The 19,181-nt window shown below is 65.8% G+C and carries 15 protein-coding genes and 1 pseudogene; 7 read left to right on the forward strand and 9 right to left on the reverse strand.

Going from position 1 to position 19,181, the window contains the following annotated elements:
- Nucleotides 1–27: 27 nt before the first annotated feature.
- A complete protein-coding gene (locus XI02_RS45380) occupies nucleotides 28–495 on the forward strand; it encodes a hypothetical protein (RefSeq protein WP_244980714.1) in 468 nt (155 codons plus the stop codon).
- A 522-nt stretch (nucleotides 496–1,017) separates the two neighbouring features.
- On the opposite strand, the gene rocD is transcribed toward XI02_RS45380, so the two are convergent.
- Together rocD and XI02_RS14880 are read right to left on the reverse strand one after the other, a co-directional pair.
- Entirely contained in the window at nucleotides 1,018–2,232 is a 1,215-nt protein-coding gene (rocD, locus tag XI02_RS14875) for an ornithine--oxo-acid transaminase (protein WP_172649201.1), read from the reverse strand.
- Between the two features lie 125 nt (nucleotides 2,233–2,357).
- A complete protein-coding gene (locus tag XI02_RS14880) occupies nucleotides 2,358–3,581 on the reverse strand; it encodes a cytochrome P450 (RefSeq protein ID WP_172648239.1) in 1,224 nt (407 codons plus the stop codon).
- A 204-nt stretch (nucleotides 3,582–3,785) separates the two neighbouring features.
- Between XI02_RS14880 and XI02_RS14885 the strand changes: the two genes are divergently transcribed.
- The 6 genes and pseudogenes from XI02_RS14885 to XI02_RS14910 all read left to right on the forward strand — a co-directional run bounded on the left by XI02_RS14885 (nucleotide 3,786) and on the right by XI02_RS14910 (nucleotide 10,926).
- Complete coding sequence (locus XI02_RS14885; protein WP_172648238.1) at nucleotides 3,786–4,319, forward strand: thiamine pyrophosphate-binding protein; 534 nt, start codon at nucleotides 3,786–3,788, stop codon at nucleotides 4,317–4,319.
- Nucleotides 4,316–4,906 (forward strand): thiamine pyrophosphate-dependent enzyme, encoded by a 591-nt coding sequence (locus XI02_RS14890; protein ID WP_016842925.1) that lies wholly within the window; start codon nucleotides 4,316–4,318, stop codon nucleotides 4,904–4,906. The genes XI02_RS14885 and XI02_RS14890 overlap by 4 nt, the downstream gene beginning before the upstream one ends.
- Nucleotides 4,907–4,970: 64 nt before the next feature.
- Nucleotides 4,971–5,672 carry a TetR/AcrR family transcriptional regulator gene (locus XI02_RS14895; protein WP_026192475.1) on the forward strand — a complete coding sequence of 234 codons (702 nt, stop codon included), beginning with the start codon at nucleotides 4,971–4,973 and terminating at the stop codon, nucleotides 5,670–5,672.
- 1 nt (nucleotide 5,673) lies between these two features.
- Entirely contained in the window at nucleotides 5,674–6,867 is a 1,194-nt protein-coding gene (locus XI02_RS14900; protein WP_016842923.1) for an efflux RND transporter periplasmic adaptor subunit, read from the forward strand.
- A gap of 81 nt (nucleotides 6,868–6,948) precedes the next feature.
- The gene (locus tag XI02_RS14905; RefSeq protein ID WP_172648237.1) at nucleotides 6,949–10,050 is read left to right on the forward strand and encodes a multidrug efflux RND transporter permease subunit; all 3,102 of its coding nucleotides are present in this window, start codon (nucleotides 6,949–6,951) and stop codon (nucleotides 10,048–10,050) included.
- A gap of 133 nt (nucleotides 10,051–10,183) precedes the next feature.
- A pseudogene (locus tag XI02_RS14910) lies at nucleotides 10,184–10,926 on the forward strand (hypothetical protein).
- Between the two features lie 165 nt (nucleotides 10,927–11,091).
- Here the strand turns inward: XI02_RS14910 and XI02_RS14915 are convergent.
- From XI02_RS14915 to XI02_RS14945, 7 genes are read right to left on the reverse strand one after another with little or no spacing between them, the layout of a single operon-like run.
- On the reverse strand, nucleotides 11,092–11,982 hold the full coding sequence (locus XI02_RS14915) for an ABC transporter permease (protein WP_172648235.1): 891 nt from the start codon (nucleotides 11,980–11,982) through the stop codon (nucleotides 11,092–11,094).
- A 4-nt stretch (nucleotides 11,983–11,986) separates the two neighbouring features.
- Nucleotides 11,987–12,928 carry an ABC transporter permease gene (locus XI02_RS14920; protein WP_038383844.1) on the reverse strand — a complete coding sequence of 314 codons (942 nt, stop codon included), beginning with the start codon at nucleotides 12,926–12,928 and terminating at the stop codon, nucleotides 11,987–11,989.
- Between the two features lie 31 nt (nucleotides 12,929–12,959).
- The gene (locus XI02_RS14925; protein WP_172648234.1) at nucleotides 12,960–14,471 is read right to left on the reverse strand and encodes an ABC transporter substrate-binding protein; all 1,512 of its coding nucleotides are present in this window, start codon (nucleotides 14,469–14,471) and stop codon (nucleotides 12,960–12,962) included.
- Between the two features lie 17 nt (nucleotides 14,472–14,488).
- Nucleotides 14,489–15,586: an ABC transporter ATP-binding protein gene (locus tag XI02_RS14930; protein ID WP_069276161.1), complete on the reverse strand. Its 1,098-nt coding sequence runs from the start codon at nucleotides 15,584–15,586 to the stop codon at nucleotides 14,489–14,491.
- Nucleotides 15,583–16,572 carry an ABC transporter ATP-binding protein gene (locus XI02_RS14935; RefSeq protein WP_069276162.1) on the reverse strand — a complete coding sequence of 330 codons (990 nt, stop codon included), beginning with the start codon at nucleotides 16,570–16,572 and terminating at the stop codon, nucleotides 15,583–15,585. The genes XI02_RS14930 and XI02_RS14935 overlap by 4 nt, the downstream gene beginning before the upstream one ends.
- Nucleotides 16,569–17,279, reverse strand: a complete 711-nt coding sequence (locus XI02_RS14940) for a DUF1028 domain-containing protein (protein ID WP_069276163.1) — start codon at nucleotides 17,277–17,279, stop codon at nucleotides 16,569–16,571. Before XI02_RS14940 ends, XI02_RS14935 begins: the two co-directional genes overlap by 4 nt.
- A 15-nt stretch (nucleotides 17,280–17,294) precedes the next feature.
- Entirely contained in the window at nucleotides 17,295–19,100 is a 1,806-nt protein-coding gene (locus XI02_RS14945; RefSeq protein WP_069276164.1) for a gamma-glutamyltransferase family protein, read from the reverse strand.
- Nucleotides 19,101–19,181: the final 81 nt, after the last annotated feature.

Below are 19,181 nucleotides of genomic sequence, written 5' to 3' on the forward strand. Positions count from 1 at the left end.
CCAGGCATGCCGGGGCGCCCAGCCGCCTTGGCGCGCCGCAAGCCCTGCCTGGCCCTGCGCACCTGCCTGCTCGCGGAAGCGCGCGGCAAATCGCTCGCGCTGAGCCGCCTGCGTCGCGGCCGTGGTCGCGACCGCGGCGCCAACGGCAGCCCCAACCGTCGCTGCCGGCGCCAATCGCTGCTGACGGGCAAATTCGGCCTGCTGCGCACGCTGCTCGCGCTGCAACAGGCGGTTCTGCGCCTGCAGGGCGCGGTCATGGACGCGTTGCGCGCGTGCGCCTTGGACCTTTTGCGACTGCAGTTGCTGCACGCGTTGCTGCAGGCGATCGATCCGGGTCTGCCGCTCGGTGGTCTGGCGCGAGAGCGCGTCACGCTGCCGCTGCTGCGCCGCCTGCTGGCGTTGCTGGATCATTTGCTGTTGCTGCTGCGCGCGCTGTTGAACGCGCTCCGTCGGCGACGGCCGCTCGCTCAAGCGCGAAGGTGGGCTCGGACGTGACGGTGCCGCGATATGCGGAGCCTGACGCTGCGGTGCTCCGCGACGGAATTCGGGGCGTGGCGCTGCGACACGCGGCGCGGCGATACGGGGGGCCTGGCGTACCGACGGGGCGGCGAAATGCGGGGCCGGGCGCGGCGCCATCGCCGGTCGCTGCGGGGCGTGGAACGCGGGTGCCGCCGGCCGTGCCATCGCGGGTGGCCGTGCCATTGCAGGCGGTCTCGCCATTGCGGGCGGCCTGGCCATTGCGGGAGGGGCGGCGTGTACCATCGGGGCGGGACGCGCCATCGCGGCCGGTGCAGCCGGCCTTGCCGCCGGTGCACCCTTTCCGTGTGGCTGGGCGGACGCGCCGCCGTGCGCCACGAGCATCGAACTGCCAATCGAAAAGACAACAAACAAAGCGCTGCGGGAAAGCATGAGCTTAGCTCTCCGTTCAACAGTCGCCCGCAGTGCTTTAACGCACCGACGTCGGATTCGTTCGTTGTGGCTACGGCCGGCGTTACGGTCTTCCGGCGAGGGGAACTGTCAGGAGACGTCCTGCGTGAGGGTGGCCGCGATCCGCTCCGTCGCCCAGTCGACCTGATCGGCCGTGATCACCAGCGGCGGAGCGATCCGGATGGTGTGTTCATGGGTGTCCTTGGCGAGGATGCCGCGCGCCTGCAGCGCCAGACAGTAGCGGCGGGCGCCGCCGGCTTCCGGGTGCAGCTCGATCGCCAGCATCAGCCCGCGCCCGCGCACCTCGCGGATCACGTTGGCGCGGATGTCCTGCAATCCGGCGAGAAAGCGCGCGCCCTGTTGCGCAGCGTTCTCGATCATTCCCTCGTCGATCAGCACGCGCAGCGCCGCCCGCGCCACCGCGCAGGCCAGCGGATTGCCGCCGAAGGTCGAGCCGTGCTGGCCGGGCCGCAGCGTGCCGAGCACGGCGTTGTTGGAAAGCACCGCCGATACCGGATAGAAGCCGCCCGACAGCGCCTTGCCGAGCAGCGTCACGTCGGCCTCGATCCCTTCGTGCTGTTCGGCGAGCAGCTTGCCGGTGCGGCCGAGCCCGGTCTGAATCTCGTCGAGCACGAGCATCACATTATGCGCGGTGCACAGCTCGCGCACGCGTGTGAAATAGCCTGGCGGAGGAATCACGACGCCGGCTTCGCCCTGGATCGGCTCGACCAGGAAGGTCGCGGTGTTCGGCGTGATTGCCTGCTCGAGCGCGGCGGCGTCGCCGAACGGGATGATCTTGAAGCCCGGCGCGAACGGTCCGAAATGGTCGCGCGAACCGGGGTCGGTCGAGAAGCCGACGATGCCGAGCGTGCGTCCGTGGAAATTATTGGCGCAGACGATGATCTCGGCCTGCCCGTCCGGCACGCCCTTGACCTCATAGGCCCATTTGCGCACCGACTTGATCGCACTCTCCACCGCCTCGGCGCCGCTGTTCATCGGCAGCACCTTGTGCGAGCCGGTCAGTTCCGCGAGCTCGCGGTAGAAGGGAGCGAGCTGGTCGTTGTGGAAGGCGCGCGAGGTCAGCGTCAGCCGACGCGCCTGTTCGATCATGGCGGCGAGTATCTTCGGATGGCAGTGGCCCTGGCTCACCGCCGAATAGGCGGAGAGACAATCGAGATACCGGTTGCCATCGGTATCCCAGACCCAGACGCCTTCGCCGCGGGACAGCACGACCCCGATCGGCTCATAATTGTAGGTGCCGAACTGCGCTTCGGTTGCGAGGAAATCAGTGACCGATGCATTCATCATGCGTCACTCCCGCTGCAGCGCACGAGAGATTACATCAAATCGTGCCTGCAGTTGATTTGGGCATCAGTTCCTCCACAGGGAAGTGTGTCGCCGGCCAAATTCGCAGGCGACAATGTGTCGTCTTAGGCGCTGTTGCTGCAGGGCACGCTGAGGAAGCCGCGGAAGCGCACCCGCCCGCCGCGCACCGGCTCGCCGTCGAGCGCGTAGTTCGGGAAGCGTTCGAGGAACCGCGAGATCGCGATGGCGCCTTCGAGGCGCGCCAGCGCCATGCCGGCGCACTGATGCGCGCCGGTGCCGAAGGCGAGGTGGCGGTTCGGCGTACGCGCGACGTCGAAGCCTTCGGGATTGGGGAATTGCGCGGGGTCGCGGTTGGCCGCGCCGATGCACAGCGTGACTAGCGTGCCGGCCGGCATCTTGATGCCGCCGAGCTCGGTTTCTTCCACGATCATGCGGTTGCCGAGCTGGTTCGAGCTTTCGTAGCGCAGCATCTCCTCGACCGCGGTCTTGATGAGCTCGGGGTGCGCGATCAGCCGTTGCTTCTGATCCGGATTTTGGGTGAGCGTCACCAGCCCGTTGCCGATCAGATTGGTCGTGGTCTCATGGCCGGCGTTGAGCAGGAAGATGCAATTGTGCAGCAATTCCTTTGCGGTCAGCCGCTCGCCACTATCCTCACCCTGGATCAGCCGGGTCAGCACGTCGCGTTCGGGATTGCCCGGTCTGGCGCGGCGGCGTTCAACCAGCGTTTCGAGATAGGCGAGAAAATCCTTTACCGCATTATTGCCGCGGTCGAACGCGTCCTTGCCGATCACCGGCTCCAGCGCGCCCAGGATCGCCAGCGACCAGTCGCGCAGCGGCTCGCGTTCGTCGTGCGGCACGTCGAGCAGATTGCCTATCACCTCGACCGGGATCGCCGAGGCGAAGTCGCCGATCAGCTCGAAGCGGTCGCGGGTCTCGATCCGGTCGAGCAGGCTGTCGACCAGCGCGATCAGGTCAGGCTCCATGCCGGCGATCGCCCGCGGCGACAATGCGCCCATGATCAGCCGCCGCACGCGGGTGTGGGCCGGCGGATCGTTGAAGACGAGGCTGGTCGTGTGATGCTCGTAGAGCAGCGAGTTGCCGTATTTCGGCAAGAACTCCTTCTTCTTGTCGGAGGAGAATACCTTGGTGTTCTTGTAGGCGGCGACGAGGTCGTCGTAGCGGGTGAGAAAATAGCAGCCGTTCGGCAGCCGCTTGACCGGCGCGTTCTCGCGCAACGCGCGATAGGTCGGGTAGGGGTCGGCGTAGAATTCCGGCGTCAGCTTCTCGAGGTCGAAGCCGTCAGCCAGCTCGCGCGCGTGTCCGTTCATGGCGCATCCAACCCAATTAGTTTCATTTGCAACTATCGTAAGCCGCGGGCCGCTGCCGCGCAACACAATTTGCCAGGCGCCGGGAACAGCGCGCCGGGCGTTGCGTGGTGCGAGCAAATCGCAGAGCCATATGCGGTTTTGCGCTTTGATGAAGCGCGCGCGCCCCTCTACAGTCGCGACCAAGCAACAAGACCGGAAACGCCAATGCATGCCCGTGCCGACACTGCGGCCTCCTGGCCGGAGGAGATCTTCTCGATATTGCAGCGCTTTGAGGTGCGTCAGGTGCCCTACGTGCCGGACGCCGGGCATTCAGAGCTGATCGAGCGGGTGCTGGGGTCGCCCTCGATGCGCGGCATCGCGCTGACCACCGAGGAGGAGGGCGTGGCGCTGCTCGCGGGCGCCTGGGCCGGCGGCCAGCGCGGCGTGCTGCTGATGCAGTCGAGCGGGGTCGGCAATTGCATCAACATGCTGTCGCTGGTGCAGATCTTCCGCTTGCCGTTCCTCACGCTGGTGACGATGCGCGGCGAATGGGGCGAGTTCAATCCCTGGCAGGTGCCGATGGGCTCGAACACGCAGGGGATTCTCGAACTGTCCGGGATCAAGGTGCTGCGCGCCTCGCACCCTGAAGAGGTCCGCGAAGTCGTCGAGGCCGGCGCAGCGCAGGCCTATAACGCCTGCACGCCGACCGCCGTCCTGCTGTCGCAGCGCCTGATCGGGGCAAAGGTCTTCACCAAATGAGCAAAGCCAATCTCCTCGACCGCCGTGCCGTCGTTGCCGAACTGCTGAAGGATCGCAAGGGCGCCTTTGCCGTCGGCGGCCTCGGCGCCTCGACCTATGACATCGCCGCCGCCGGCGACCACGACCGCAACTTCTATCTCTGGGGCGGCATGGGCGGCGCCGTGATGATCGGGCTCGGCCTTGCGCTGGCCCAGCCGACGCTGCCGGTCGTCGTGATCACCGGTGACGGCGAGATGCTGATGGGGATGGGAAGCCTCGCCACCGTCGGCCTGCAGCAGCCCAAAAATCTCTCGATCATCGTGCTGGACAATGAGGCCTATGGCGAGACCGGCGGCCAGGCCAGCCACACCGGCGGAACCGCCGACTTGGTGGGTGTTGCCAAAGCCTGCGGAATCGGGGATAGCCGGGCGATCAGCACGATGGCGGAGGTCGAAGCTTTTGCCTCGTCTTTGCAAGATGTTACGGCGGGGCCGCGGTTCGCCAGCGCGAAGATCGACGGGGCCAATCTGGAGCGCGTGCTGTCCAGCCGCGACGGCACCTACCTCGTGAACCGCATCAGAGGGTCGATCGGCCACACTCCTATTTAAAGTGGCTTTCGCGGTGCAATAGAACCTTGACTTTTGGTAAAGTGAGTGATTACTCACGACCCAAATGTCTACCTTACGCATGACGAGTGACTTGCGGCGTCAGTTGATCCTGAGCGCCGCCAAGCGGTGTTTCGCCCGCAACGGCTTTGCCGGCACCACGACAAAGAGCGTGGCGGCCGCGGCTGCCATTTCGGAAGGGCTGCTGTTCAAGCACTTTCCGTCCAAGGCGGCGCTCTATGCCGAGATCCTTGCCGAAGAGTGCGAGGCGGATCCCGATCTCGCGCATCTGCTCGGCCAGGAGCCCTCGACCGCGACGCTGGTCGAGCTGGTGCAAGGCATGGTCGGTCACTTCATGCAGTTGCGTGATGCGCCGGACCAGGAAGAGGCGCAGCGGATGCGGCTGATGGTGACGAGCCATCTGGACGACGGCGAGTTTGCGCGCCTGCTCTACGACAAGGTCGGCAAGCTGATCGGTCCGACCTTCGCCGCCTCGCTCGAGCGGGCGATCGCCGCCGGCGAGGCCACGAAGATCGGCGACGAGCCGCTCAACCTGTTCTGGTTTGCGCACCATACCGTGCTGATGGGTGCGCTGACGCAGCTGCCTGCGACACCATGCCTCCCCTACGGTGATGCCGCCGCGGCCGAGCGGCAGCTTTGCCAATTCATCCTTCGCGGCATCGGACTTACCGAAGCCGCAATTTCAACTCATTTGGGCCGCCAGCCGTCGCCGATCGCAGGACCGTCGGTAACTGCAGAAAGTGCATGACATGAATATTCAGACCGAAAGCCACATCTCGGGGCAACCGATCAAGGAGAAGCAAGCCAAGCGTCCCGTCCGCATGGTGCGCTGGTTCATCATCGTAGGCCTGTTGCTGGCCCTGCTCGTCGGTGCGCTGGTCGGCTTCAATGCCTTCCGCAGCCACATGATCGCGCAGTTCTTTGCCAACAATAAGCCGCCGCCGGCGAACGTGTCGGCCGTCGAGGCGAAGACCGAGGTGATTCCGAACCTGCTGACCGCCGTCGGCGATCTCGTCGCCGTGCACCAGGTCAACGTCACGACCGACGTGCCGGGCCGCATCACCGAGATCCTGTTCACCGCCGGCAGCCATGTAAAGGCCGGCACGCCGCTGGTGCAGTTGTTCGACGCACCGGAGCAGGGCGACCTCGCCAACTACAAGGCGCAGGCGACCGTCGGCGAGCTGCAGCTCGACCGCGCCAAGCAGCTCGCGTCGCGTCAGTTCGGTCCGCAATCGACCGTCGACACCGCGCAGGCTGCCTACGACCAGGCCAAGGCGGGCATTGCCAAGACCGAAGCGCTGATCTCGCAGAAGCTGGTGCGCGCACCGTTCGAAGGCGATCTCGGCGTGCGCCAGGTCGAAGTCGGCCAGTACCTGACGGCCGGCACCCAGATCGTGTCGCTGACCGATCTGTCGGTGCTGTACGCCAACCTGACCGTCACCGAGAAGCAGAGCTCGCAGATCAAGGTCGGCCAGGCCGTACGTGTCTCGGTCGACGCCTATCCGGGCCGCACCTTCGAGGGCAAGATCACGACCATCGAGCCGCAGATCGCGACCGACACCCGCAACATCCGGGTTCAGGCCACGATCCAGAATCCGGACAGCATCCTCAAGCCCGGCATGTTCGCGACCACCACGATCGTGCTGCCCGGGAAGCCGCCGGTTGTGACGATCCCCGAAACCGCGGTCGACTACACGCTGTACGGCGACTCGGTGTTCCTGATCACCGAGAAGAAGGGCGACGACGGCAAGACCACCCTGACCGCGGACCGCACCTTCGTGAAGACGGGCAACCGCGTCGAGGGCCGGGTCGAGATTCTCAAGGGCCTGAAGGCGGGCGACAAGGTCGTCGCCGTCGGCCAGATCAAGCTGCAGTCGGGCATGGCGGTTGCGATCTCGACCGATCCGCCGCCGCCGGTTCCGGCCGAACCGCCGCGCTACTGATCTTCATTCATCGAACTCGGAGGGCCATTGGCCCTCCGCCCCATCTTGCCGCAAGCCGGCAGAACACGAATCGAGTTGGCGATGGCCTTCACTGATATTTTCATCAAGCGCCCGGTGCTGTCGGTCGTCGTCAGCCTGCTGATCCTGCTGATCGGCCTGCGCGCGGCGATGGTTTTGCCAATCCGGCAATATCCGAATCTTTCGAACACCGTCGTGACGATCACCACGTCATACCCCGGTGCGTCGCCCGAGCTGATCAACGGCTTCATCACCACGCCGATCGAGCAGGCCGTCGCGTCGGCCGAAGGCGTCGACTACATGACGTCGAACTCGGTGCTCGGCACCTCGACGATTCAGGTTTACGTCAAGCTCAATCACGATCCGAACCAGGCGCTGACCGAGGTGCTCGCCAAGGTCAACTCGGTCAAATACCTGATCCCGAAGGAAGCGTTCGATCCCGTCGTGACCAAGGCGACCGGTGACACCATCGCCGTGATGTATCTCGGCTTCTCCAGCGAGGAGCTCACCGGATCGTCGATCTCCGACTACCTGACCCGCGTCGTGCAGCCGGTGCTCTCGACGGTCGATGGCGTCGCGTCGGCCGACATCCTCGGCGGCCAGACCTTTGCGATGCGCGTCTGGCTCGATCCGACCCGCATGGCCGGACGCGGCGTGTCGCCGAACGACGTCGCCGCCGCGATCGCCGCCAACAACTTCCAGGCGGCCGCCGGCCAGACCAAGGGTTTCTTCATCGTCTCCAACGTCTCGGCCAATACCGACCTTCAGAACATCGATCAGTTCAAGCGGATGATCGTGAAGGCGAAGGACGGCGGCTTCGTGCGCATCGAGGACATCGCGGCGGTGGAGCTCGCGGCGCAGAGCACGGACGCCAGCGTCGCCTTCAACGGCGAGCATGCGATCTTCATCGGCATCAAGGCGACGCCGCAGGGCAACCCGCTGACCCTGGTGAAGGGCGTGCGCGCGCTGTTCCCCGACCTCGAGCGCAACCTGCCGCCGTCGATGAAGATGAAGGTGGCCTACGATTCCACCAAGTTCATTCAATCGTCGATCGACGAGGTCGAGAAGACGCTTACCGAAGCGGTCCTGATCGTCGTCGTCGTCATCTTCCTGTTCCTGGCCTCGCTGCGGTCGGTGATCATTCCCGTCGTCACCATCCCGCTGTCGCTGATCGGCGTCTGCATCCTGATGCTGGCCGCCGGCTTCAGCTTCAACCTGCTGACGCTGCTGGCGATGGTGCTGGCGATCGGCCTCGTGGTCGACGACGCGATCGTTGTCGTGGAGAACATCCATCGACATCTCGAGGAGGGCCTGCCACCGGTGCAGGCATCGCTGAAGGGTGCCCGCGAGATCGTCGGTCCCGTCGTCTCGATGACGATCACGCTGGCGGCGGTGTACGCGCCGATCGGCTTCCTCGGCGGCGTGACCGGCACGCTGTTCCGCGAATTCGCCTTCACGCTGGCCGGCTCGGTGATCGTGTCGGGCGTGATCGCGCTGACGCTGTCGCCGATGATGTGCTCGGTGTTCCTCAAGAGCGCGGAGGAGGGGCGTTTCGCCAGGCTGGTCAATCGCGTGTTCGGCGGGTTGACGCGCGCCTATGGCCGTCAGCTCGACCGTTCGCTCGACTACCGCCCGATCACGGCGCTCTTCGCCGTGACCATCCTCGGTCTGGTCGGCTTCCTCTATATGCACATCCAGAAGGAGCTGGCGCCGCAGGAGGACCAGGGCATCGTGTTCGCGGTGACCAAGGCGCCGAAATACGCCAACATCGACTACATCGATTTCTACGGCGACAAGATGGACAAGGAGTTCCAGAAGTTTCCCGAGACCGACCTGCGGTTCATCCTGAACGGCATCACCGGTCCGCAGGGCGGCTTCGCCGGCATGCTGCTCAAGCCGTGGGATGAGCGCAAGCGCAGCGCGCAGGCGCTGCAGCCGCTGGTTCAGGCCGAGCTGTCCAAGATCGAGGGCATCAGCGCGTTCGCGTTCAGCCTGCCGCCGCTGCCCGGCGGCCCCGGCGGTCTGCCGGTGCAGATGGTGATCTCTTCGACGGCCGGATTCCAGCAGGTGTTCGACCAGATGAGCAAGTTGAAGGATGCGGCGCGCAAGAGCGGCCTGTTCATCGTCACCGACAGCGACCTCGACTTCAACCAGCCGGTGGTCCGGGTGAAGGTCGATCGCTCCAAGGCGAGCGATCTCGGCATCACGATGCAGTCGATCGGTGGCGCCTTGGCGACGCTGCTCGGCGGCAACTATGTCAACCGCTTCAATCTGGAAGGACGCTCCTACCAGGTGATCCCGCAGGTGCCGCGCGCCAGCCGGCTCGCGCCCGAGGCATTCAACGATTACTACGTTCCCACCGCGACCGGGCAGCTGGTGCGGCTGTCGACCGTGGTTTCGGTCGAGACCGGCGTCGATCCCAACGCGCTGACCCACTACAACCAGCTCAACTCGTCGACCTTCCAGGCCGTGCCGATGCCCGGCGTCTCGATGGGCCAGGCGGTCGAGTTTCTGCAGGGTGAAGCCAAGAAGCTGCCGTCAGGCTTCAGCTACGACTTCCTGGCCGACTCCCGGCAATACGTCCACGAAGGCAACCAGCTGCTGGTCACCTTCGCGTTCGCCATCATCATCATCTTCCTGGTGCTGGCGGCGCAGTTCGAGAGCCTGCGCGATCCGTTCGTGATCATGATCTCGGTGCCGATGGCGATCGTCGGCGCCTTGATCCCGCTGTTCTTCGGCGTCGCCACCATGAACATCTACACCCAGGTGGGCCTGTTGACGCTGGTCGGACTGATCACCAAGCACGGCATCCTGATGGTGGAGTTCGCCAACGAGTTGCAGCTCAACGAGGGACTGGACCGCCGCGCGGCGATCGAGATGGCCGCCCGGATCCGCCTGCGTCCGATCCTGATGACGACGGCGGCCATGGTCACCGGCCTGCTGCCGCTGCTCACGGCCTCGGGCGCGGGCGCTGCCAGCCGCTTCTCGATCGGGCTTGTGGTCGTGGCCGGCATGACGATCGGCACGCTGTTCACGCTGTTCGTGCTGCCGATGGTCTACACGGTGATCGCGACCGACCACCAGGCCGCGGCCCGTTCCGACCGCGCCAAGCAGATCGCCGACTACGAGCTCGACCAGCGTGGCGGCGCGCTGAAACCGACCTGAGCCCTCCAAGCTCATGCTCGCAGAGAAGGCGGCACTGGCGAAAGCCACTGCCGCCTTTTCTTTGTCTCGTGATAGGCTTTTGCCGACGGCGGGCAGAAAGTACTCGCCTTGAGGAAATCCGGAGGGAACAGGCATGGCGAGCGAGTTTGCGGCGGGCAACTACCGGTTCATTCCGGCCGTGTTCCAATATTCAAGCGGCGCGCAGGCGAACGCCGGCTATGAGATCGAGCGGGTGCGCTTCGATCGCCTGCTGCCGCTTACGGAAGGCTTTGCGCGGATCGCGGCCTACATCAAGGACGCCGGCCGGCCGCTGACCGCGTTCTGCGCCTGCGAATTGCGTTCGCCGGCCGCCTTCACCGAGGACGGCTTCCGGGCCTTCAACCAGCACTACGTCAAGACGCTCGCCGAATGGGGCCTGTTCGACGGCAGCATCAATCCGGTGGCGCGCAGCAATGTCTGTCCCGAGATCGATCCGCCGGCCGAGCCGTCGTTCATGCGTTCTCGTTCACGCGGCCGAGCACGACGACGTCGCCGTCCTTCGTGATCGCCGGCGGCGCCGAGGCACGCGGCGGAACCGCCAGCTATCCGGACCGCATCGTTTGCTATCGCGATCTCAGTCCCGGCGCGTGGCGGGAGAAGGTCCGCTTCACCGCCAGCGAGATGGAGCGCCGTCTGGCGGAGTTCAGCTTCGGCTGGCAGGAGACGACGGCGGTGCAGGCCTACACCGTGCACGACATCCATCCGGTGCTCGTCGACGAGCTGGTCCGCCGCGGCGCCACCCGCTCCGGCCTGACCTGGCACTTCTGCCGCCCGCCGGTGGTCGATCTGGAATACGAGATGGATTGCAGGAGGGTGCTAAGGGAAGTCGTGATTTAAGCGGATAATCTGAGGCGCGCACTGCTAATCCCGTCATCCTGAGGAGCGCGTAGCGCGTCTCGAAGGATGAACGGCCCGGTCGGTGGCCGTCGACCCTTCGAGACGCGCGTTCCGCGCTCCTCAGGGTGACGGGGAGAGGACAGGCGCTCGCTGTGGCATGACCCTCTACCGCGCCTTCGGATCCAGTGCGTCGCGCAGGCCGTCGCCGACCAGGTTGAATGACAGCACGACCAGGAAGATCGCAAGTCCCGGCCAGACCGCCATCCAGGGCGCGCTGGTCAGGAAGCGTTGCGCGGCGTTGAGCATGCTGCCCCAGGACGGCGCCGGCGGCTGCTGGCCGAGGCCGAGGAACGACAGCGCGGCCTCGGCGATGATCGCGGCCGCAATCGACAGCGTCGCCTGCACCAGCAGCGCCGGCAGGATGTTCGGCAGGATATGGACCAGCGCAACGCGCCAGCGCGGATTGCCCATGGCGCGCGCCGCCTCGACATAATCCTCGACCTTGACGCTCATCACCTGGCCGCGGGTCAGGCGGATGAAGATCGGGGTCGCCGAGACACCGATCGCGATCATGGCATTGCTGAGACTCGGGCCGAGGAACGCTGCGAGCGCGATCGCCAGGATCAGGAACGGGCAGGCCAGCATGGCATCGGTGATGCGGCTGATCAGCGCGTCGATGAAGCCGCCGCGATAGCCGGCGACGAGGCCGAGCGGCACGCCGATCGCAAGCGCGATGCCGACCGAGATGACGCCGGCAAGCAGCGAGGCGCGGGCGCCGAACACGACGCGGGCGAACACGTCGCGGCCGAGTTCGTCGGTGCCGAACCAGTGCTGCGCCGACGGCGCCTTGCGTACCAGCGACCAGCTCGTCGCGACCGGATCATAGGGCACGATCAGCGGCGCGAACCCGGCGAGCAGGATAAAGAGCGCGATCACGGTGAGCCCGAGCACGGCACCCTTGCGCCGGATCAGCCGCCGCCAGGCGCGCCGCGCGGGGCTCTCGAGCGCCTCAGTGGCGGCAATCGGAGCGAGGGGGCCGAGTGCAGCGTCGGTCATCCGATCAGCCCCTCAGCCGCGGGTTGACGAGGATGTAGGCGATGTCGGCGATCAGATTGAGCGTGATGTAGATCGTCGCCGTGGTCAGCACCACGCCCTGCACGACGGCATAGTCGCGGTTGAACACGGCATCGACGATCAGCTTGCCGAAGCCCGGGATCGAGAAGATCTGCTCGGTGAGCACCGCGCCCGACAGCAGCGTGCCGAGCTCGAGCGCGCCGAGCGTGATGATCGGCGTCAGCGCGTTGCGCATCGCATGCTTGAGGATCACCGTGCGCTCGGACAGGCCCTTCGCCCGCGCGGTGCGGACATAGTCGCTCTCCAGCACCTGCAGCATCGCGCTTCGCGTATGCCGCATCAGGATCGCCGCGATCGCGTTGCCGAGCACGAAGGCGGGCATGACGGAAGCGGCGAGGCTCGCGCGCCAGTTTTCGCTGAGCGGCACGTAGCCGGAGGCCGGCAGCCAGCCAAGTTCGACGGAGAACAGGAAGATCAGCATGATGCCGAGCCAGAAATTTGGCGTCGAGATGCCCCACAGCGCGAACAAATTGGCGCCATAGTCCCACGCCGTGCCGATCTTCACCGCCGAGATGATGCCGGCGGGAATGCCGATCAGGAAGGCGACCACGATCGCCATGCCGGCGATTTGCATCGTAACCGGCAGCTTCTGCGCGATCAGGCTCGAAACCGGCATCTTGTTGCGCAGCGACTCGCCGAGGTCGCCCATGAGCACGCCCTTGACCCAATAGGCATATTGCACCGGGATCGGCTGATCCAAATGGTATTGCTGACGGATCTGTTCGATGACGGCCGGGTCCCGCTCCTCGCCGGCCATGACGAGTGCCGGATCGCCGGGCAGCAAATGTTGCAGCGAGAAGATCAGGAGCGAGACGAAGAACAGCGTCGGGACCAGCTGAACCAGCCGCTTGGCGAGGAAGTTCAGCATTGTCGGCCCCGCGTGTCCTGCGCTGTGGCGATCATTTCAATTTCAGCCCGACCACGCGCACCAATCCGTCCGGCATCTGCCGGTAACCCTCGACCTTGGTGGAGTGCGCGATCAGGAGTGTGCGGTGATAGATGTAGATGATCGGCTCGTCATTGAGCACGATTCTGGTCATCTTCTCGTAGATCGCCTTGCGCTGGACGGGATCGTTGATCAGCCGCGCATCTTCCATCAGCTTGTCGGCTTCCGAGTTGGAATAGCCGCCGTCGTTCTGCGGCGCCTTGGTGTGCAGGAAGACATAGGAATTGCCGTCAGGATCGATCCGGCCGCTCCAGTTGATCTGAAACACCTGAAATTCGCCGGCCTGGGCCTGCTTGAAAGTCGTCGCAAATTCGACCACGCGGATCTTGATGTCAAAGCCTGCTTCGGCCGCCATCGACTGCACGACCTGGGCCACGGCTTCGTTCTCGGCGCCTTTGGGGACCATGTAGTCGATGGCGACGGGCAGCGTGACGCCCGCCTCCTTCAGCAGCGCCTTGGCCTTGGGAATGTCGCGTCCGCGAACCGGAAACGCCTTCTGATAGTAAGGGTGCGTCGGGCTGACCCACTGATTGCCCGGCGTGAACTCGCCGTTGAAGACGACCTGGTTGAGCGCCTCGCGGTCAATCGACAGATCGAGCGCCTGGCGCACCTTTTCCGACTGGCTGAGCGGCCCCTTGCTCTTGTCGTTGCCGATGTTGATGGTGAGGCCGAGATAGCCGAGTTCAGGTGCGGTCGACAGCACGAGCCGCTTGTCCGCTCGGACGTCCTTGATATCGGTGGCGAGCACGCGCTCGATCAGGTCGAGCCCGCCGGATTTCAGATTGGCGAGCCGCACCGTGGCATCGACGATAGGAAGGAACACGATGCGATCGATGAAGACGTTGTCCTTGTTCCAGTAATCCCCGAATTTCTCGAACACCATGCGGTCCTGCTGCACGCGTTCGACGAACTTGTAGGGTCCGGCGCAGACTGGATGCAGGCCGAATTTGTCGCCCGCTTCCTTCACCGCCTTCGGTGAGACCATCATGCCGGCGCGGTCGGTCAACTGGGCGATCAGCGGCGAGTAGGGCGTCTTGAGCACCAGCTTGATGGTCAGGGGATCAACGACGTCGACGTGGTCGAGCGCAGCCAATTCCGGTTTGCGAAACGAGGTCGGCAGCGTCAGATGGCGCTCCAGCGAGAATTTGGCGGCTTCGGCGTCGAACGGCTCACCGTCGTGGAACTTGACGCCCGGCCGGAGCTTGATCGTCATCTCCTTGCCGTCGGCCGAGTTCTCGTAGGACAGCGCGAGCTGCGGAACGATGTTCAGTTTCTCGTCAATGTCGAACAGCTTGTCGCAGAAGGCTGAAAAGACGATGCGGCCGACATAGGTGCGTCCGATTGAAGGATCGAGGATGTCGGGGTCCTCGGCGAGCCCGATGCGAAGTGTCGTCTCGGCACGCGCGCTCGTTCCGCACCAGGTCACGAGGGCCGCCATCAGGACCGCCAAGCGCCAGAATCTCATCGCCAACCCCTTATTCCCTACGCCTTTGTTCCCTGTGAAATAACCCCGGGCCGCCCCGGGGCTTCCGTCGCATTGAACGCCGCCACCAGCTTTTCCAGTGTCGGCGAGAACCCGCCATCGGAGGGCACGATCGCCTCCGCGCCGGGCAGCTCGCCCGTCCGGTGACAGGCCGTTGCATATCCGGTGCCATCTTCGCGCAATTGCGGAACCTCGCTGCGGCAGCGCGCGATCACATAGGGACAGCGGGTATGGAAGCGGCAGCCGGACGGCGGATTGAGCGCGCTCGGCAGCTCGCCCTCCAGCACGATGCGGCTGCGCCTGGCGCGCGGCTTCGGCACCGGGATCGCCGACAGCAGCGCGCGGCTATAGGGATGGCGCGGGGCCGCGAACAGCGCCTGTGCATCCGCGGTCTCGACGATGGTGCCGAGATTCATCACCGCGACGCGGTCGGCGATGTGCTTCACCACGGCCAGATCGTGCGAGACGAAGATATAGGCAAGCTTCAGGCGGTCCTGCAGGTCGCGCAGCAAATTCAGGATCTGGGAACGGATCGAGACGTCGAGCGCCGACACCGGCTCGTCGCAGATGATCAGCTTCGGTTCGACCGCAAGCGCGCGGGCAATCGCGATGCGCTGGCGCTGGCCACCGGAGAATTCGTGCGGATAGCGCCGCGCAAAGCGCGGCTCGAGCCCGACCAGGCGCAACAGCTCCTCGACCCGTTCGCGGCGGTCCGCGGCCGGGACGAGATTATGCAGCGCCAGCGGCTCGGTCAGGATCTGGCTCACCGTCATGCGCGGGTTGAGCGAGGCGTAGGGGTCCTGGAAGATCAGCTGCGCGTCGCGGCGGAAGGCGCGCAGCTGCGCGGCGTTGAGCGTGCCGAGGTCGCGGCCCTCGAAGCGGATCCGTCCGGCGTCCGGCTCGATCAGCTGCAGCACCAGTCGGCTGACGGTGGATTTGCCGCAGCCGGATTCGCCGACCAGCGCCAGCGTCTTGCCGGCCTCCACCGTGAAGCTGACGCCGTCGACCGCCTTCACATGGGCGGTCGGCCGGCCGAACAGCGAGCGTTCGGCGACGAAATGCTTCACCAGCCCTTCGACCTCGAGCAGCGCGGTCATGACACCAGCCGCTCCAGCGGCGCGCGGATACAGCGCGAGGCGTGGGTCGCGCTCAGCATCGCGAGCGGCGGCGGCGATTGGGTGCAGGCAAGTTCCACGAACGGACAGCGCGCGGCAAAGCGGCAGCCGGCGGGCGGGTTGGCCATGTTCGGCACCATGCCCTCGATGGTGGCGAGATGGCTGGTGCGGCGGTCGAGCCGCGGGATCGAGCCGAGCAGGCCGACCGTGTAGGGATGCTGCGGATTGGCAAACAGCTCGTCGACCGGCGCGCGCTCGACGATTTCGCCGGCATACATCACTGCGACCTCGTCGCAGACTTCGGCGACGACGCCGAGATCGTGGGTGATCAGGATGATCGCGGCGCCGCTCGCGGCCTTCAGCTCCCGCATCAGATCGAGGATCTGCGCCTGCAGGGTGACGTCGAGCGCGGTGGTCGGCTCGTCGGCAATCAGAAGCTGCGGATCGCAGGCCAGCGCCATCGCGATCATCACGCGCTGGCGCATGCCGCCGGACAGCTTGTGCGGAAACTCGTCGATGCGTTTCTCGGGCGAGGGAATGTGGACGCGGCGCAGCAGCTCGATGGCGCGTTCGCGCGCCGCGCGCCGGGAGCCGCCGCGGTGGCGCAAGATCGTCTCCGTGATCTGGTCGCCGATGGTGAAACTCGGGTTGAGCGAGGTCATCGGCTCCTGGAAGATCATCGCGAGGCGATTGCCGCGCAGGTCGCGCAGCGTCGCATCCGGCACATCGAGCAGGTCGAAACCATCGAAGCGGATCGCGCCGGAGACCGCCGCGGATTGCTTCGGCAACAGCCCCATGATCGCGAGCGAAGTCACGCTCTTGCCGCAGCCGGACTCGCCGACGAGGCCGAGCGTGGCGCCGTTGGCGACGGAAAGATCGACGCTGTCGACGGCATGCGTCTTGCGGCCGTCATCGCCCTGGAAGGTGACGCGCAGGCCTTCGATCTCGATCAGCGGGCCTGCCGTCATTCGCGGCTCGTTGTTGCCGCTGCGATGCCGGCGTCGATTGTGGCGCGATCGCTGGTTCCGGCCGGGTTGCCGCGGGTCGGCATGAAGCTCCGGAACGGCACCCAGTGCTCGCGGCTGACGGCTTCCAGCCGCTCAAGCTCGCGCAGGGGATCAGCGTGGTCGTCGACGCGCAGGTCGAGCAATGGCCATTCCTCCGCGCCGTGAATTAAGAGAGCGGCGGATTGCTTGCCGCGCTTGTCGCCGCCGGCCGCTTCACCGGCGAACATCGCCTTGATCAGCCGCTCCGCGAACGGCAGCTTCTCGTTCGCGGCATAGACGCGCGCGGTCTCGTCGAGCACCGCGGGTCCCGCCAGCATGTTGCCGGCGATCGAGAACCCGTCGCCGGCGATATGGCCGAACCAGTCGATACAGTCCTTGCCGGAATGCGCCGCGATGCGGCCGCTGGCGTCCATGACATGGAGCTGCCGGCTTTCGCGGCCGCTGTCGGGCGCAATCAGCGCTGCGATCACCTCATGCGGGCTGTTGCCGCTGCGCAGCAGCGCGATGCCGTCGATGCCGTAATAGGGATTGACCAGCGCCTGCGTCGCCACCGCGCCGATGCCGGGTGCGATGTGTGGCACCAGCGCGCCGACCGCGAAGAACCGCGTCGCGACGGCGATGCCGAGCTGGCCGGTGGCGCTGTCGCGGGCGATGATCGACCAGGTCATCTCAAACCTTCGTGCTTAGCGGCCTGCGGCGTAACCCTGCATGCCGCGCGGATTGGCGGCGGCGCGGCGGCGGGCACCGACCTTCGAGGCCGCGGTGAGGCGGCCTTCCGACCAATCCGGACCAATCTCAACCACATGGCCGCGGCGCTTCAATTCGTCGATGGTCGATTTCGGCACGCGGTTTTCCAGCACCAGCACGCCGGGCCGCGAGGTGCGCGGCCAGAACGAGATCGGGAAATGCTCGGAGTGCCAGGCCGGCGCGTCGATCGCCTCCTGCAGATTGAGCTTGGCGTGGACATGACGCAGGAAGAACTGCGTGATCCACTGATCCTGCTGGTCGCCGCCCGGCGAGCCCCAGGAGAGATACGGCTCGCCGTCACGCAGCGCCATGGTCGGCGAGAGCGTGGTGCGCGGCCGCTTGCCCGGCGCGAGCGAGGCAGGGTGGTTCTGCTCGAGCCAGAACATCTGGGCGCGGCTGCCGAGGCAGAAGCCGATCTCGGGAATCACCGGCGAGGACTGCAGCCAGCCGCCGGACGGCGTCGCCGAGATCATGTTGCCGGCCTTGTCGATGATGTCGAAATGCACGGTGTCGCCGCGCACCTCGCCGAACCGGCCGACGGTCGGCTCGCCCGCGCCCATGGCGCCGACCGCTTCGCGATGCCCTTCGGCATGTCGCAACTTCACGACGCCGCCAAAACCCTCGACCGAGCCGGGGCGGAAGTCGAGCGAAGCCTTGTCTTTCGAGATCAGCTTGCGCCGTTCGTTGTTATAGGCATCGGACAGCAGCGTCTCGATCGGGATGTCGGTGAACTTGGGATCGCCGTAGAACGTCTCGCGATCGGCATAGGCGAGCTTGGCGGCTTCGATCTGCAGATGGATGAAGTCGGGGCCTGCGGGATCGAGCCCGTCGAGCTCGAAACCCTTCAGCAGCGCGAGCTGCTGCAGCATCACCGGACCCTGGCTCCAGACCCCGGCCTTCTGCACGGTGTAGCGGCCGTAATCGTAGGTGAGCGGCGCCTCGATGGTCGGCTGCCAGCGCGCCATGTCGTCGGCCGACAACACGCCGCGATGCGGCGAGCCGGAGACGTCCATCACCTCCTGGGTGCGGCAGAACTTGTCGATCGCCTCGGCGACGAAGCCCTTCGACCAGGCCTGCCGCGCGCGCTCGATCTGCGCCACGCGGTCGTGGCCTGCGCTCTCCGCCTCGCTCAGGATGCGTGCGTAGGTCTCCGCGAGCTTCTTGTTGGTGAAGATGGTGCCGGGCTTCGGCACCTCGCCGTTTGGCAAATAGACGTCCGCCGATGTGGTCCAGTATTTCCGGAACAGCTGCTCGACGGTCTTGATGGTGGCCGATGCACGCTCGACCAGCGGATAGCCGTCGCGGGCGTAAGCGATCGCGGGCTCCAGCACGTCGCGCAGCTTCATGGTGCCGTAGTCGCGCAGCAGCAGCATCCAGGATTCGAATGTGCCGGGCACGCAGGCGGCAAGCAGGCCGGTGCCGGGCACCATCTCGAGGCCCTCGCTGCGGTAATGCGCGATGGTTGCCTTCGCCGGCGCCGGGCCCTGTCCGCAGATCACCTCGCTTTTGCCGCGCTTGACGTCGTGCACGATGATCGGCACGTCGCCGCCAGGGCCGTTCAGATGCGGCTCGACCACCTGCAGCGTGAAGGCGGTGGCCACTCCGGCGTCAAAGGCGTTGCCGCCTTTCTCCAGCGTTGCCATGCCGACCGCGGTGGCGATCCAGTGCGTCGAGGTGACGACGCCGAAGGTGCCTTCGATCTCGGGCCGGGTTGTGAACGGATCGGGGTTGATGTTGCTCATGGCGATTGACCGTTCGTCAGTTTGTTGTTGGGCCTTCTCGGCGGGCGCACTTGATCACAGGCCGGCTGGTATGCCAACCGC

Source organism: Bradyrhizobium sp. CCBAU 21365 (genome assembly GCF_015291305.1).
Taxonomy (GTDB): domain Bacteria; phylum Pseudomonadota; class Alphaproteobacteria; order Rhizobiales; family Xanthobacteraceae; genus Bradyrhizobium; species Bradyrhizobium elkanii.

Excerpts from the sequence above, each read along its gene's own strand:
- rocD (WP_172649201.1), bottom strand. The coding sequence starts at position 2,232 with ATGAATGCATCGGTCACTGATTTCCTCGCAACCGAAGCGCAGTTCGGC.
- XI02_RS14880 (WP_172648239.1), bottom strand. The coding sequence starts at position 3,581 with ATGAACGGACACGCGCGCGAGCTGGCTGACGGCTTCGACCTCGAGAAG.
- XI02_RS14885 (WP_172648238.1), top strand. The coding sequence starts at position 3,786 with ATGCATGCCCGTGCCGACACTGCGGCCTCCTGGCCGGAGGAGATCTTC.
- XI02_RS14890 (WP_016842925.1), top strand. The coding sequence starts at position 4,316 with ATGAGCAAAGCCAATCTCCTCGACCGCCGTGCCGTCGTTGCCGAACTG.
- XI02_RS14895 (WP_026192475.1), top strand. The coding sequence starts at position 4,971 with ATGTCTACCTTACGCATGACGAGTGACTTGCGGCGTCAGTTGATCCTG.
- XI02_RS14900 (WP_016842923.1), top strand. The coding sequence starts at position 5,674 with ATGAATATTCAGACCGAAAGCCACATCTCGGGGCAACCGATCAAGGAG.
- XI02_RS14905 (WP_172648237.1), top strand. The coding sequence starts at position 6,949 with ATGGCCTTCACTGATATTTTCATCAAGCGCCCGGTGCTGTCGGTCGTC.
- XI02_RS14915 (WP_172648235.1), bottom strand. The coding sequence starts at position 11,982 with ATGACCGACGCTGCACTCGGCCCCCTCGCTCCGATTGCCGCCACTGAG.
- XI02_RS14920 (WP_038383844.1), bottom strand. The coding sequence starts at position 12,928 with ATGCTGAACTTCCTCGCCAAGCGGCTGGTTCAGCTGGTCCCGACGCTG.
- XI02_RS14925 (WP_172648234.1), bottom strand. The coding sequence starts at position 14,471 with ATGAGATTCTGGCGCTTGGCGGTCCTGATGGCGGCCCTCGTGACCTGG.
- XI02_RS14930 (WP_069276161.1), bottom strand. The coding sequence starts at position 15,586 with ATGACCGCGCTGCTCGAGGTCGAAGGGCTGGTGAAGCATTTCGTCGCC.
- XI02_RS14935 (WP_069276162.1), bottom strand. The coding sequence starts at position 16,572 with ATGACGGCAGGCCCGCTGATCGAGATCGAAGGCCTGCGCGTCACCTTC.
- XI02_RS14940 (WP_069276163.1), bottom strand. The coding sequence starts at position 17,279 with ATGACCTGGTCGATCATCGCCCGCGACAGCGCCACCGGCCAGCTCGGC.
- XI02_RS14945 (WP_069276164.1), bottom strand. The coding sequence starts at position 19,100 with ATGAGCAACATCAACCCCGATCCGTTCACAACCCGGCCCGAGATCGAA.